Below are 14,601 nucleotides of genomic sequence, written 5' to 3' on the forward strand. Positions count from 1 at the left end.
GCTATTCCACTTATATTAAACCGGCAACCTTACAGGTTGCATTTGATAATGCGACACAGGGATGTACCGCCGCTGGCTTAGCCAGCGCAAGTTCAATACAAAAGGCAGGACGCCTTGTGTATTGCCGGGTTAATAGTATCGTCATCGCGAGCGCAGCGCGGCGATCTCGAGCAGCGCACTCCGATGTCACGAGATTGCCACAGTCGCTTCGCTCCTTCGCAATGACGACTACTAATCACAACTCATCAATGCCGCGATTGGCCAGTTGATCGGCGATTTCATTTTCCCGGTGACCACTGTGTCCCTTCACCCAGCGCCAGTCGACCTGATGGCGGCTGGCCTGCTGATCCAGCAGTTGCCACAAATCCTGGTTTTTTACCGGTTGCTTGCTGGCGGTTTTCCAGCCTTTGCGCTTCCAGCCTTCCAGCCAGTTGGTAATGCCCTGGCGCACATACTGGGAGTCGGTGGTCAACACCACCTCACAGGGGCGGCTCAATGCTTCCAGGCCGCGTATGGCAGCCATCAACTCCATGCGATTGTTGGTGGTATCGGGCTCGCCACCGTAAAGTTCTTTCTCCACATCGCCGTAACGCAGTAATGCACCCCAACCTCCGGGGCCTGGATTGCCGCGGCAGGCGCCGTCGGTAAACACTTCAACTGTCTTCATAATTTTCTACAACGGCCACGCGCTGTTCCGGTGCTGGCACCCTGTGATGCTGCCAGCCGAGATTGGGCACTTTGAGATTTTTTAACAAATCCGCTTTCGGCGGAATCACTTTGGCCACCTGCTTGCGGGCCACTATGGTGTAAAAAGCCCCACCGGGAAGGCCCAGGCCGTAGCCCCAACGACGTAGCCAGGTACTGTCGCTGTGCTCCTGCAAAGACCCAAAGCCGCCCCGTTTTACCGCAACCGGTTTAAAGCTGAGCAGCCGCAACCAGTCAATCGTCCGCCCCAACCGCAGGGAGTGGTGGCGATACAGCGGGAACTTGCTGAATAGCGCCATTGGCCACTTCAGCAGCCCGCGCACACTGAACGGGTTGAGTACAAACAGCACAATATGCCCGCCGGGAGCCACCACTCTGGCCATTTCGTTAAGTACCATGTGCGGCTTGGGGGAAAACTCCAGAATATGATGGGCAATCACCGTTTCAATGGTGTCACTGGGCAACGGCAATGCCGTCAACTCCGCCACCGCTCCAGCAGCGCGGCTGGTTGTCGGACTCAGGGTGAAACGGTGCAGGTTATCGAATTGTTCCAACAAACTGCCTTGCGGAGACAAACCCAGCTCCATCATGTGATAGCCATGCAGATGGGGCAAACGAGCCAACAGCTCCCGCTCTTTTCCCAGCAGGTATTCACCGGCAGGGGTTGTCAACCACTGTTGCAACACATGCTGTGATTCCGCCAACGGGTAGGGGCGGAAATATTTTGCTAGCTGTTTTTGCACCCGGTACTCTGTGACTCAACAAGAAGGGGCTGATAAACTACCATTTTTGCCAGTAGCTGTTAACCGATGTTTGACATTCACCCCATCCCTGCCTTTGACGACAACTATATCTGGGTTATCCAGCCCGAAAACAGCGATGCCGTAGCTGTTGTGGACCCGGGTGATGCCCAGCCGGTGCTTGAATACCTGCAGTCTCAACAACTCGACTTGGCAGCCATTTTTATCACGCATCACCACTGGGACCACACCGGTGGTATCGACACCCTGCTCAGCCACTACAGAGTTCCTGTTTATGGGCCTGACAACCCCAAAATACCCCGGATTACCCAACCTTTAAAAAATGGCGACCGTGTAAGTTTTGCTAACGGCAGCTTTGAGGTTATCGAGGTGCCGGGGCACACTCTGGACCATATCGCTTACTTTATCGATACAGCCACTCCACTGCTGTTTTGTGGCGACACCTTGTTTGCCGCAGGCTGTGGCCGCCTGTTTGAAGGCACAGCAGAGCAGATGCATCAATCCCTGCAACGGCTGGCAGCGCTGCCGGAGCATACTCAGGTGTATTGCACTCACGAGTACACACTGGCCAATATGCAATTTGCCCTGGCCGCTGAGCCGGACAATACACAGCTGGCCCAACGCCTGGCGCACTGCCAGCAGTTGCGCCAACAGGCTCAACCGACCTTGCCGACTACCATCGGCCTGGAAAAATTGACCAACCCGTTTTTGCGCTGCAGTATAGGCAGCCTTCAACGGCGGGCCTGTGAGCACAGCAATGTAAAAACCGTGGATGAAGTGGAAACATTTGCGCTACTTCGCAAATGGAAGGATGGGTTCGTGACACAACGGCCCTCTGTGCTATAAATGCCTAACAGTCGCTATAAAAACAAAAACTTATGGATTCTTTCTCATAATGCGCATTAAGCCTATCGCCCTTGTTGTTGCCGCTGTGATCAGCACCGGCTGCAGCCAGCTCAAGCCGAGCAAACAGGCGCAAACTCCTGTGCAGCCCACCCTGCCCCAGGCCATCTCCCTTGCCGAGCTGGTGCCTACCCTTACCCTGCCGGAAATGCCGGTGGAGCCAGAAAAAAATTCAGTAGAAGCTCCCGCAGAAGAAGTGGATTTGCTGGCCCGGTTGCGGGCCGGTATGACCATGGTGGCAAAGCATCAGGACCCGCGCATCGACAAACAGGAAAAGTGGTACGCCTCCCACCCCTCGTATTTTGACCGGGTGCTGAAACGCTCGGAACGCTACCTGTACCACATTGTCGGCGAAGTGGAAGCCCGCAACATGCCCATGGAGCTGGCGCTGTTACCGGCCGTGGAAAGCGCCTTCGACCCGTTCGCCTACTCCCACAGTCACGCCGCTGGGTTGTGGCAGTTTATTCCCGGCACTGCCAAACGTTTTGGCCTGCAACGGGACTGGTGGCAGGATGGCCGCCGGGACGTTACCGAATCCACCCGCGCGGCGCTGGAATATCTGGACTATCTGAACGGCCTGTTCGACGGCGACTGGCTGCTGGCACTGGCTGCCTACAACAGTGGCGAGGGCACCGTAAAACGCGCCATCAAGCGCAATGCCAGAGCCGGTAAAGGCACTGACTTCTGGTCGCTCAAGCTGCCCAGGGAAACACGGGCCTATGTGCCGCAGCTGCTGGCGCTGTCTCGCATTATCGCCAATCCTGAAGCACACAAATTGACTCTGGTTGAAATCGCCAACGAACCCTACTTTGGTGAAGTCAGCTTCGGTGCCCAGATGGATCTGGAGCAGGCCGCGCTGATGGCCGGCATTGGCAGCGAAGAACTGTACCGCCTCAACCCGGCCTATAACCGCCTCAGCACCGCTCCCGGAAGTGATCAGCGGCTGCTGTTACCGGTTGCCGCAGTCGAACGCTTTGAGGAAGCCATTGCCCGGGTACCCAAAGAACAATGGCTGGCCACCCGTGAGTACCGGGTTAAGTCCGGCGATATTCTCGGGCGCATTGCCAAAAAACACAAAGTGACCGTGGCTGACCTGAAAAGGGAGAACAACCTGAAATCCGACCGACTCAGCATCGGCCAGGTATTGCGCATTCCCGGCGCGGGTGTGACACCTATCCAGACCCGTCACAGCTATTACACGGTGGCTTCCGGCGATTCCCTGTGGCAAATTGCCCGCAGCCACAAGGTAAGCGTGAAAAATCTGCGCGCCTGGAATAACCTGGCGCCGAACGAGTATTTAAAACCTGGCCAGCAGCTTCAGGTCAGCAGCTACAAGCCGGTGATTCGCACCACCAACCGCAAGTTAAACTATCGGGTAAAGCGCGGGGACTCCCTGTCCCGTATTGCCAGCCACTTTAATGTGCGTGTCAAAGATATTTTGTCCTGGAACAAACTCAACCCCGGCAAATACCTGCAACCGGGCCAGAAGCTCACACTGTTTGTGGATATCCGGGGTATTTGAGTTGGACGTTGGACGTTGGACGTTGGACGTTGGACGTTGGACAAGGAGCATGTAGGTGACAAGCCAACTTCGTCAAACGTCGAACTTCAAACGTCCAAACCAAAAAAGCCCAGGCATTTACCCGGGCTTTTTTGTACTGCATCAACGATGCTTTTAATTCGACAACTGATCCAGAATCCGTTTTTGATAGGCGGCAAAGCTGCGAGTGGACGAGGTTTGCTTTAACGTATTGCTCACTGATTGGCGCTGGCTGACAGGTAATTTGCTCACATCCGGATAGTGGATAGCGTCCAGCTGTATCAGGATGTAATCACCGCCGCCACTGGTGACGCTGTCTACCCTGGCGGCTCCCTCGGCGGGTGCCATCATGGTAAAGGCGTGATTGCGCGCGGTGGCGTCTACGTTGCCGCCAGAGCGCGGCGTATTCAGGCCCACCTGCCATTCCAGCTGCTCGGCCTTGGCCACCGCCTCGATGCTTTCCCCGGCGATGACGCGGGCTTTCAGGGCGTTGCCTCGGGATATTACCTGTTCACTGGCACGTTCCTGCTTCAGCTCGGCCAACAGTTCATCTTTCACTTCTTCCAGAGTCTGGGTGCGAGCGGGGATTTTCTCTTTCAGTTTTACCACCACTGCGCGCTCACCGGGAACCAGTTCCTGTACGTCACTGCTAAAACCGTCTTTGTACACCGGGTCGCCAAAGGCGGCGGAAGCGATGGCCGGTTCAGCGGCAATACCGCTGCCACCTGTGCGAGCAAAGGGTTGGGAGAGTTTCATGTCCAAGTTTAATTCGACAGCTACTTTTTGCAGGCTATCATCACCAAACGTGTCGTAGGCCGCCTCCTTGAGTTTACCCAACAAAGCGGCGAACTGGGTTTCCGCCAGCTCTCGCTTGATTTCCTCAGCAATACGCTGTTGCTGGGCTTCAAAGGTAGGCAATTCAACCTGTTGCAGGTCGGTGACCGTCACCAGGTGATAACCCATATCGGTTTTTACCGGCGCAGACACCTGATTCAATTTCAGGGCTGCCGCTGCAGCGGACAGTTCAGCGGGCAGAATGGCCGGGTCAATAAAGCCCAAGTCACCACCCAGGTTGGCGGTACCAGCGTCCTGTGACTGAGCTTTGGCCAGCTCGTCAAAGGCGCCACCGGCATCCAGTTTGCTTTTGATGTCGGCAATCAATTGCTGCTGTTCTTGATCGCTACCCTGGTTAATCAGAATATGGGACAGTCGGCGTTGCTGATCATCATTGTTGCCTGCTTGGGCAACTTCTTCCTCATAGCGCTGGCGTACTTCATCTTCCGATGCAACCTGCCTGGCCGCCAGCTCCTCAAGGTTTAATTCAATGTATTCCACCACCAGCTGCTCCGGAATTTGCAGCTGTTGTTTGGATGCGTCGTAGCGCTGCTGCAGACTTTCCTGGTCGATCTCCACGCTGTCCAGAGTAGCCGCAACAGGCACAGTCAGATAGTAAAAATCACGGGTTTGCTCGGATACCGCAGCACCCTCCTCAACCTCCAGGGGGCTGACAAAGTCGCTGTTTACCAGGCCCTGTGCAAACTGCCCTGCCAGCATTTGCCGTTCCATGTCCCCCACAAATGACGATGGTGTATAGCCAGCACGTTGCAACACGAAAACATACTGGTCGGGATCAAACTTGCCATCGACCTGAAAGGCAGGCTCGCTGCGCAGGTTGTCATTGATGGCTTTACGTGACACCACCATACCGCCCTCCTGAGCAGCATCCTGAAGGCCAATACGGGTAATGATCGAGTTCAGGGCCTGCTGTTGGACCAGCTGACGAACGCCCTCTCCCATGGTTTCCAGTTGCTGTGGGTCGATACCCAGGCGCTGCACCTCTCGAGCCAGGTCGCCACTGGTAATGGCGGTGCCATTTACCTCCGTCACCTGGGGCTCATTGGAGCCAGAGGTGAAAAATTGCTCCGCACCGGTAAACACGAAGGGGATGGAAATAATGACCACGATAATCAGGCCAAAACTTTTCAGGTTGTCGCGCATGTTCTGCAGCATGACGTGCCCTTAAAACGGTTATGAAAAAATTATAGAACTCTGTAATGCAAAAAAGGTGCACCCATCGGGTACACCTTGTTGAAGCGTTGCGGTTAAAAGCCGCGTGACTTCTGTATTTAGTTGACGGCGTCTTTCAGTGCCTTGCCAGCTTTGAAGCTGGGTACATTGGCAGCGGCAATCTGGATTTCAGCGCCAGTCTGCGGGTTGCGGCCAGTGCGGGCAGCGCGGTGTTTAACAGAGAAAGTGCCAAAACCTACCAGGGAAACCTGGTCACCTTTTTTCAAGGCACCCGCTACAGCGCCAGTGGCAGCATCCAGCGCACGGCTGGCGGATGCTTTGGAGATGTCTGCCTCGGCAGCAATGGCTTCAATCAGTTCAGCTTTATTCACAAGAGTAACCCCTTTATTTTATGAAAAGTCATGAAGTTTTATAAGCAATCTTATGGCTTCATGCTTTTTGGTTAAAGGCCTACGGATGGGTAAGCCCGGTTATATTTTCTACAATCCTTTGGAGGTCTGTATACGTGTGTACAGCCGTCGACAGTAGGCGCAAATTTATACCAATAGTGGGTATGCCGGTCAAGCACATGCTGCGATTAATGTGTGCTAATGCGTCCCTCAGAGCCTGTATTTTTACTGGCCACCGGCTCACTGGCAGCAAATTCCTCGTCACTCAGAGGGGTTGGTGCCACCTGCAAGGCAATCTCCAAAACCTGGTCGACCCATTTTACCGGATGGATGTCGAGGTCCGCCTTGATGTTGTCTGGAATCTCTTTCAGGTCCCGCTCATTGTCGTGAGGAATAATCACGGTTTTGATGCCACCCCGGTGGGCCGCCAGCAGTTTTTCTTTCAGGCCACCGATTCTAAGTACTTGACCACGCAGGGTAATTTCTCCGGTCATGGCCACATCTGCCAGCACCGGAATGCCGGTCAATACGGACACAAACGCAGTGCACATGGCAACACCGGCACTGGGGCCATCCTTGGGTGTGGCCCCTTCCGGCACGTGTATGTGCAGGTCGTTTTTCTGGTGAAAATCCTTCTTGATACCCAGACCCTGGGCGCGGCCACGCACTACCGTCAGCGCCGCCTGGATGGACTCCTGCATCACATCCCCCAGGGAGCCGGTTTTGATCACGCCTCCCTTGCCGGGAACCGCAGAGGATTCAATGGTCAGCAGTTCTCCGCCCACTGAAGTCCAGGCCAAACCGGTTACCTGGCCAACCTGACTTTCTTCTTCAGCGCGGCCAAAGTCAAACTTGCGCACACCCAGCAAATCTTCCAGCTGTTGCGGGCCGACACTGGTGGATAACTCTTTGCCTTTATTGGCTTTTACATGCTCGGTTACCACCTTGCGGCACACCTTCGCCAGCTCCCTTTCCAGGCCGCGCACACCGGCCTCGCGGGTGTAGTAACGCACGATGTCTTGCAGGGCCTGTTCACCAATATCCAGCTCTGTGTCCTTGAGTCCATTGGCTTTGCGCTGTTTGGGTTCCAGGTAACGCTTGGCGATATTGATTTTTTCGTCTTCGGTGTAACCCGGTATACGAATCACTTCCATGCGGTCGAGCAGCGGCTCGGGAATGTTCATGGAATTGGAGGTACAAATAAACATCACTTCGGAGAGGTCGTAGTCCACTTCCAGATAGTGATCATTAAAATTATGGTTTTGGGCGGGGTCGAGTACCTCCAGCAACGCTGAAGCCGGATCACCGCGGTGATCCATACCCATCTTGTCGATTTCATCCAGCAGGAACAGCGGATTTTTTACTTCCGCTTTTGACATTTTCTGAATCATCTTGCCGGGCATGGAACCGATATAGGTACGGCGGTGACCGCGAATTTCCGCTTCGTCACGCACGCCGCCCAGGGCCATACGCACAAATTTTCGACCGGTGGCGCGGGCGATGGATTCCCCCAGCGAGGTTTTACCCACTCCCGGTGGCCCCACCAGGCAGAGCACAGGCCCCTTGAGCTTCTTGACCCGCTTCTGCACCGCCAGAAATTCCAGGATGCGCTCTTTCACTTCTTCCAGACCGTAGTGGTCCTCATTGAGAATACGCTCTGCCCTGGCTAGGTCGTGGCGTACTTTACTGCGCTTTTTCCAGGGCACACTGATCATCCAGTCGATATAACCGCGCAGTATCGACGCCTCCGCAGACATGGGCGACATCAGTTTTAATTTGTTCAATTCCGCTTCGGTCTTCTCCAACGCGGCCTTTGGCATGCCCGCCTGCTTGATCTTGCCTTCCAGCTCTTCCAGCTCGTTGCCGCCATCGTCCATATCCCCCAGTTCCTTCTGGATGGCCTTCATCTGCTCGTTGAGGTAGTACTCACGCTGGCTTTTTTCCATCTGCTTTTTCACCCGGCCACGGATACGCTGCTCGATCTGGAACAGATCCACTTCCGACTCCATCAGCCCCAGCAGATGTTCGATACGGGCTTTCTCGTCGGCAACTTCCAGTACTTCCTGTTTTTGCTCCAGAGCCAGAGTCATGTGGGCAGCAATGGTGTCTGCCAGACGCCCGGCCTCGTCGATACCCGCCAGGGTGGTCACCACTTCCGAGGGGATTTTCTTGCTCTGGTTGACGTACTGTTCGAATTGGTTGATGACTGAACGCATCAACACATCCGCTTCGCGCTCGTCCATTTCCCCCACACTCATTGGCGTTACACGGGCTTGAAAGTGATCATCCCGTTCAACCACATCATCCACGGACACCCGTTCACCACCTTCCACCAGCACTTTGACGGTACCGTCCGGCAGTTTCAGCAATTGCAGGACCGTGGAAACGGTGCCCACCCGGTAGATATCGTCGGGACCCGGGTCATCGGCGGCGGCTTCTTTCTGGGCCACCAAGAGAATTTGTTTTTGCGATGCCATCGCCTGCTCGAGGGCAACGATGGACTTTTCACGCCCGACAAACAGGGGAATGACCATGTGGGGATACACCACCACATCGCGAAGGGGCAACAGAGGCAACACGTTGTTATCTGCCGGAGTATCTAGTGGTTCGTAAGTTTCCTGTCCCATTACTTATCCTCTACTACGTATGCCTTGCAATATGGGGATTATAAGGAGAGATATCAACCGGATTTCGGGGGTTTTTGTCAGTTTGGTGCCAAAGAAACGCCCGCAACCCCGGTGTGCTTTCTGTGACACGCCGTAAATCCCTCCCTGGAGGCTCGTCGCCAGCATCCCTGCTGGCCACGGTCACAGAAAGCACACCGGGCTTACAGGCTTGCATCGGAGTACCGTCATGCAATGCAGACCAGCTCGGGGTTAACCTCTGAGAGCCTGGGTGGTGCAGGACCTTTTGTGACCGCCGCCAGCAAGGATGCTGGCGACGAGTTTAGATGGAGGTATTTACAACGTGTCGCAAAAGGTCCTGCACCACCCAGGCTCGGAGCCAGATTTAAAACCTGAACCCGTGACTCCAGAGCGGCGCATAACGCAAGCTCTTGATTCCACAGCGGTTCAACTTTCTTAATCAAAGATGTACCCACTTAACCAATGGGTGAAGCTAAGATTTTTTAATTCCGCTGTGAAACCAATATCTTACGCTCTGCATCCACTCTGAAATCACGGATTCAGGTTAAAACACAAAAAATGCCAGCCAACTTTCGCTGACTGGCATTTCAGATTTGCTGCCGGGAGCGATTATTCTTCGCTACCCGCCGCCTTGGGCTGCTCCACGCTCTCGTACACCAACAGAGGTTCCGACTCACCGGAAATCACCGCCGCATCAATTACTACCTTGCACACGTCTTCCTTGGAGGGAATTTCGTACATGGTTTCCAGCAGGGTATTTTCCATTATGGAACGCAGGCCGCGGGCGCCGGTTTTGCGCTCCAGGGCTTTCTCGGCGATGGCTTCCAGGGCATCGGCGCGAATATCCAGCTCCACCCCTTCCATTTCAAACAGTGCACTGTACTGTTTGCTGAGAGAGTTTTTGGGTTCCACCAGAATGCTTACCAGTGCGTCTTTGTCCAGTTCCTCAAGAGTAGCGGTTACCGGCAGGCGACCAACAAACTCAGGGATAAGGCCAAAGCGTACCAGATCATCCGGCTCCACATCCGCCAGAGTCGCACCGATACTGATTTGCTCGTCTTTTGACTTTACTTCCGCGCTGAAACCAATACCGCCCTTCTCGGAACGATCGCGAATCACCTTCTCCAAACCGGCAAAAGCGCCGCCGCAGATAAACAGAATATTGGAAGTGTCCACTTGCAGGAATTCCTGCTGCGGGTGCTTGCGACCACCTTGGGGGGGAACCGAAGCCACCGTGCCTTCAATCAGTTTCAACAGGGCCTGCTGAACGCCTTCACCGGACACATCGCGGGTAATGGAAGGATTGTCGGATTTGCGGGAAATTTTGTCGATTTCATCGATGTAAACAATGCCGCGCTGGGCCTTTTCCACATCGTAATCGCAGCGCTGCAACAGCTTCTGAATAATGTTCTCTACATCCTCACCCACATAACCCGCTTCGGTAAGCGTGGTGGCGTCGGCAATGGTAAAGGGTACATCCAGCAACCGCGCCAGCGTGTCTGCCAGCAGGGTTTTGCCACTGCCGGTTGGCCCCACCAGCAGGATATTGCTCTTGCCCAGTTCCACTTCGCCATTGAAGCCCTTGCCATCGCTTTGCAGGCGTTTGTAGTGGTTGTATACCGCTACCGAGAGAATCTTTTTAGCGCGCTTCTGGCCAATAACGTATTGATCCAGAGAGCCGTTGATTTCCGCCGGGGTGGGCAAGTCATCGCGAACCGGCTCCCCTTCGGTTTCCTGAACTTCTTCAGAGATAATATCGTTACAAAGGTCAACACATTCGTCGCAGATGAACACCGAGGGGCCGGCAATCAGTTTGCGCACTTCGTGCTGACTTTTACCGCAGAACGAACAATACAGCAGCTTGCCGTCGTCGCCGTCGCCTGTGGTTTCTTTGGTCATAGCTTTTTCCCATGCTTGCTTGCCTTGAATATCAATTCAAAACAAGCACTTACAAAAACAACATAAAAATAATTTGATTCAGACTAGCGGCTCTACGGGCGCTTGTCCAGAACCTGATCAATCAGGCCGTACTCCATGGACTCCTGAGCGCTCATAAAGTTGTCGCGTTCGGTGTCGGCAACGATCTTGTCCAGCTCCTGACCGCTGTGTTTGGCCATGATTTCGTTGAGGCGCTGTTTCAGCTTCAGTATTTCTTCGGCCTGAATCTGGATATCTGTAGCCTGACCCTGGGCGCCGCCACTGGGTTGGTGGATCATGGTGCGGCAATTGGGCAAGCCGTAGCGTTTGCCCTCGGCACCGGCTGCCAGCAAAAAGGCACCCATGCTGGCTGCCTGACCAATGCACATGGTGCTCACATCCGGCTTGATAAACTGCATGGTGTCGTAAATAGACAGGCCAGCGGTAACGGAACCACCGGGGGAATTGATATACAGGTGAATGTCTTTGTCCGGGTTTTCCGATTCCAGAAACAGCATTTGCGCCACAATCAGGTTGGCCATATGGTCTTCCACCGGCCCCACCAGAAAAATCACCCGCTCTTTCAGCAGGCGCGAATAAATATCGTAGGAACGCTCACCCCGTGAGGTTTGCTCCACCACCATCGGCACCAGGCCGACGTTTTGTATATCCATAGAGTTGTCGCCAAAGGGAGGAACTGAATTATTTATCATTCTGTTGATCCAGGTAAGAATAACTGATTCGGCATTCTATCTCCGTTGCCTGTCAAAAGGAACGCTGCCAACCCACAAAAAAGGCGAGCCGGGTAAGCAGCTCGCCTTTTGTGCATCGCCTGGACTATCAGCCTTCGGATTCTTCCTCCGCCTGGGGCTGCTCATCCGGCTTCAGGGCGTCTTCGTAGGACACGGCCAATTCGTTCACCTTGGCCCCGTCCAGAATATGCTCCACCACCTGCTCCTCCAGAACCGCAGACTGGATGCCATCCAGCAATTGCGGATTGGCGTAGTAGTACTCAACCACCTGCTCCGGCTGTTCGTAGGTGCTGGCGATTTCATCGACCTGGGCGCGTACACGGTCGGCGTCGGCGCTGATTTCGTTGGCTTTTACCACTTCGGCAACAATCAGCCCCAGGGTAACGCGGCGCTCGGCCTGGTCTTTGAACATATCATCCGGAATGATGGAGAGGTCGATATTCTGATTCTGCCCGCCGCCATACTGCTGCAGCATTTGCTGTTTAAGACCCTGAATCTCACCGCTCACCAGTGATTTGGGCAAATCCACCTGGTGCAGCTTGGCCAGTTCTTCCATTACCCGGTTTTTGACTTTGTTGTTGACGGCGTTTTTCAGCTCGCGCTCCATATTGTTGCGCACTTCTTCGCGGAATTTTTCTTCGCCACCTTCACTGACGCCGTAACCGGCGTAGAAGTCATCGTTCAGCTCGGCCAGCTGGCGTTCAGATACTTCATTGAGGGTGATAGCAAACTCAACATCAGCGCCTTTCAGGTCTTCGGCGTGGTAGTCTTCCGGGAAGGTCAGTGAAACGGTTTTTTCTTCCCCGGCGGACAGACCAACAATGGCGTCTTCAAATCCGGGAATCATCTGCCCGGAACCGAGCACAATGTTGTAACCCTCGCCTTTGCCGCCCTCAAATTCTTCACCGTCTTTAGTGCCAGTGAAATCGATAGTCGCCTGGTCGCCATCCGCTGCGGCGCGTTCCACAACAGCCCAGCTGGACTGCTGCTCGCGCAGCACAGAAATCATCTTGTCGATATCGGCGTCGGTCACTTCCGCAACCGGCTTGTCCACTTCGATTTTGCTCAGGTCCCCCAGCGTCACTTCCGGGTACACTTCAAAGGTGGCCACATACTCCAGGTTTTCACCCTCTTCACCTTTCAGGGGTTCAAAGGAAGGCTGACCGGCAGGACGCAGCTTTTCCTGAGAAACCGCCTCGTAAAAAGACTGGCTCACCACTTCGCCCATCACTTCCTGGCGCACGTACTTGCCGTAGCGTTGTTTGACCACCTTGAAAGGCACCTTGCCCTTGCGGAAGCCGTTCATTTTGATGGTCTTGGCCTCTTTTTGCAGACGGGCGTCTACCGCGCTGTCGACGCGCTCGGCGGGTACCTCTACCGTCAGACGACGTTCAAGGCCGGAAGTTGTTTCAATGGAAACCTGCATGTTGTTCCTCTAGCGTATTGCTTTCTCATGTAAGACCCTGAGGTCCGATAAAATGGTGCGGAAGGGGGGACTTGAACCCCCACACCTTGCGGCACCAGAACCTAAATCTGGCGTGTCTACCAATTCCACCACTTCCGCGATTTACGGCAATCTGGCAGCAGACCCCCGCAAAAAAGGGGGCAGATTTTGCCACAGGCCATGGCACTGGGCAACCGCTTGATAATCCGCTAGGATTTGGGGGCAAATCAGCCTGCCGAGACAGGCAAAGTTGTGAATGTAAAAATTTGATTACAAAGGGGAAAAACATGAAACAGATAATCTGCATAACCACCGCACTCAGCCTGGCCGCACTGCTTGCTGCCTGCAGCGGCGACTCTGCCACCAGCACCCAACCTGCCGCCGAAGCACCGCAAGCGGCAGAAGCACAAACCACAGCCAACGATCTGGTTGACCAGGGCAAAACCGCTGGTGAAGAAGCCGTAGAAGCTGCGAAAGACAAAGTTGAAGAAATCAAAGATGCGGCTGAGGACAAAATGGAAGAAGTCAAAGACGCTGCGGAAGAAAAAGCCGAGGAGCTGGGTGACAAACTCAATGAGTTAGGTCATCCGCAGTAATCCACCACATGGTGGTCATAATTTATGATTTGGCGGCTAATTTCGGCCCTGCTAACGAAGGCAGCAAAGCCATAAATGAGTATGGGCCTCACAACCAACGCGGCCTTCCCCATCCGGGCACTCTCATTATTGACACCGATAGGTCAACCGAATAGATTTTGACCTCAATTTATCGGGTTACTGCGAACTTTCAGCACTATGAAGTACTGGGGTTTCCAGACCTTTGGCCGCAGGGATAGTGGCCAAAGAGCGCACAGGGAAGTGTTTACAGCGTGTCTGGAAACCTCAATAGCTCATGTTACACACGCAGGATTAGGAAAATAAATCAGTCTCTTATTCGTTATCCATCAAAACGATCCACTAATTCCAGGGATCTGGCACCGTGGATGACAGCTGCAATTTTTACTTCTTGCTCCTCCACCCAATAGATCATTCGGTAACTATAGATAAAGCATTCCCGATAGTGCTCATCGCCAAGCTCGGGCACAACTCGGCCTCGCAGTGGTAGGTGGGATAAATTCCGGGAAGCGGTTATTAGGCGCGCAACCACAGATTCTGCGTATTGCGGGGAATCTTTGGCAATGTAGCCAGCAATATCCTCGATATCTTCCAGTGCTTCTGGTGACCAGGTTACTTCATGATCCATTTATTTAGCCGTTTCTCAGCATCTTCCTGACTGATACCACCTTCGGTATCAATACGCTCCATCCCACGGCGTACTTTTTCCAATACATACAGGTGATATTGGATATCTTCGATGGTACTGTTTTCCGGCAGATTCTGGATCATTTCCTGCGCTTCTTGCTTTGCGGTCAGCATGGTCGATCTCCTATACATACACCATTATCATAACCAATACTCTTACAAGAATGAAAAGAGGCCGAAAAGCTTATTATTTTGGATTACTGCCAAACGTCCCAC

13 protein-coding genes and 1 tRNA gene are annotated in these 14,601 nt (G+C 53.9%); 3 read left to right on the plus strand and 11 right to left on the minus strand.

Annotation, left to right across the window (positions count from 1 at the left end; genetic code table 11):
* Positions 1-235: 235 nt before the first annotated feature.
* Together rnhA and ACVBEJ_RS00945 are read right to left on the minus strand one after the other, a co-directional pair.
* Positions 236-667, minus strand: coding sequence for a ribonuclease HI (gene rnhA / locus ACVBEJ_RS00940; RefSeq protein ID WP_447127708.1), 432 nt, complete (start codon positions 665-667; stop codon positions 236-238).
* Positions 654-1,448 carry a class I SAM-dependent methyltransferase gene (locus tag ACVBEJ_RS00945; RefSeq protein WP_447127709.1) on the minus strand — a complete coding sequence of 265 codons (795 nt, stop codon included), beginning with the start codon at positions 1,446-1,448 and terminating at the stop codon, positions 654-656. The genes rnhA and ACVBEJ_RS00945 overlap by 14 nt, the downstream gene beginning before the upstream one ends.
* A gap of 66 nt (positions 1,449-1,514) precedes the next feature.
* On the opposite strand from ACVBEJ_RS00945, the gene gloB reads away from it, so the two are divergent.
* On the plus strand, positions 1,515-2,312 hold the full coding sequence (gene gloB, locus ACVBEJ_RS00950; protein ID WP_447127710.1) for a hydroxyacylglutathione hydrolase: 798 nt from the start codon (positions 1,515-1,517) through the stop codon (positions 2,310-2,312).
* Between the two features lie 49 nt (positions 2,313-2,361).
* Positions 2,362-3,891: a LysM peptidoglycan-binding domain-containing protein gene (locus ACVBEJ_RS00955; protein WP_447127711.1), complete on the plus strand. Its 1,530-nt coding sequence runs from the start codon at positions 2,362-2,364 to the stop codon at positions 3,889-3,891.
* Between the two features lie 153 nt (positions 3,892-4,044).
* On the opposite strand, the gene ACVBEJ_RS00960 is transcribed toward ACVBEJ_RS00955, so the two are convergent.
* The 7 genes from ACVBEJ_RS00960 to ACVBEJ_RS00990 all read right to left on the minus strand — a co-directional run bounded on the left by ACVBEJ_RS00960 (position 4,045) and on the right by ACVBEJ_RS00990 (position 13,204).
* Positions 4,045-5,919 (minus strand): SurA N-terminal domain-containing protein, encoded by a 1,875-nt coding sequence (locus ACVBEJ_RS00960; RefSeq protein WP_447127712.1) that lies wholly within the window; start codon positions 5,917-5,919, stop codon positions 4,045-4,047.
* A gap of 116 nt (positions 5,920-6,035) precedes the next feature.
* Positions 6,036-6,308 (minus strand): HU family DNA-binding protein, encoded by a 273-nt coding sequence (locus tag ACVBEJ_RS00965; RefSeq protein WP_289153335.1) that lies wholly within the window; start codon positions 6,306-6,308, stop codon positions 6,036-6,038.
* A gap of 206 nt (positions 6,309-6,514) precedes the next feature.
* Positions 6,515-8,953 (minus strand): endopeptidase La, encoded by a 2,439-nt coding sequence (gene lon / locus ACVBEJ_RS00970; RefSeq protein ID WP_447127713.1) that lies wholly within the window; start codon positions 8,951-8,953, stop codon positions 6,515-6,517.
* A 627-nt stretch (positions 8,954-9,580) separates the two neighbouring features.
* Positions 9,581-10,870: an ATP-dependent Clp protease ATP-binding subunit ClpX gene (clpX, locus tag ACVBEJ_RS00975; RefSeq protein ID WP_447127714.1), complete on the minus strand. Its 1,290-nt coding sequence runs from the start codon at positions 10,868-10,870 to the stop codon at positions 9,581-9,583.
* Positions 10,871-10,962: 92 nt separating this feature from the next.
* Entirely contained in the window at positions 10,963-11,601 is a 639-nt protein-coding gene (gene clpP, locus ACVBEJ_RS00980) for an ATP-dependent Clp endopeptidase proteolytic subunit ClpP (protein ID WP_447127715.1), read from the minus strand.
* 127 nt (positions 11,602-11,728) lie between these two features.
* On the minus strand, positions 11,729-13,066 hold the full coding sequence (tig, locus tag ACVBEJ_RS00985) for a trigger factor (RefSeq protein ID WP_447127716.1): 1,338 nt from the start codon (positions 13,064-13,066) through the stop codon (positions 11,729-11,731).
* A gap of 53 nt (positions 13,067-13,119) precedes the next feature.
* Positions 13,120-13,204 (minus strand) — tRNA-Leu (locus ACVBEJ_RS00990).
* Positions 13,205-13,371: 167 nt separating this feature from the next.
* On the opposite strand from ACVBEJ_RS00990, the gene ACVBEJ_RS00995 reads away from it, so the two are divergent.
* Positions 13,372-13,680 (plus strand): hypothetical protein, encoded by a 309-nt coding sequence (locus tag ACVBEJ_RS00995; RefSeq protein WP_447127717.1) that lies wholly within the window; start codon positions 13,372-13,374, stop codon positions 13,678-13,680.
* 340 nt (positions 13,681-14,020) lie between these two features.
* On the opposite strand, the gene ACVBEJ_RS01000 is transcribed toward ACVBEJ_RS00995, so the two are convergent.
* Together ACVBEJ_RS01000 and ACVBEJ_RS01005 are read right to left on the minus strand one after the other, a co-directional pair.
* Complete coding sequence (locus tag ACVBEJ_RS01000) at positions 14,021-14,326, minus strand: type II toxin-antitoxin system RelE/ParE family toxin (protein ID WP_447127718.1); 306 nt, start codon at positions 14,324-14,326, stop codon at positions 14,021-14,023.
* Positions 14,311-14,499 carry a hypothetical protein gene (locus ACVBEJ_RS01005; RefSeq protein ID WP_447127719.1) on the minus strand — a complete coding sequence of 63 codons (189 nt, stop codon included), beginning with the start codon at positions 14,497-14,499 and terminating at the stop codon, positions 14,311-14,313. Before ACVBEJ_RS01005 ends, ACVBEJ_RS01000 begins: the two co-directional genes overlap by 16 nt.
* Positions 14,500-14,601: the final 102 nt, after the last annotated feature.

It is taken from the genome of Porticoccus sp. GXU_MW_L64 (assembly GCF_052983295.1).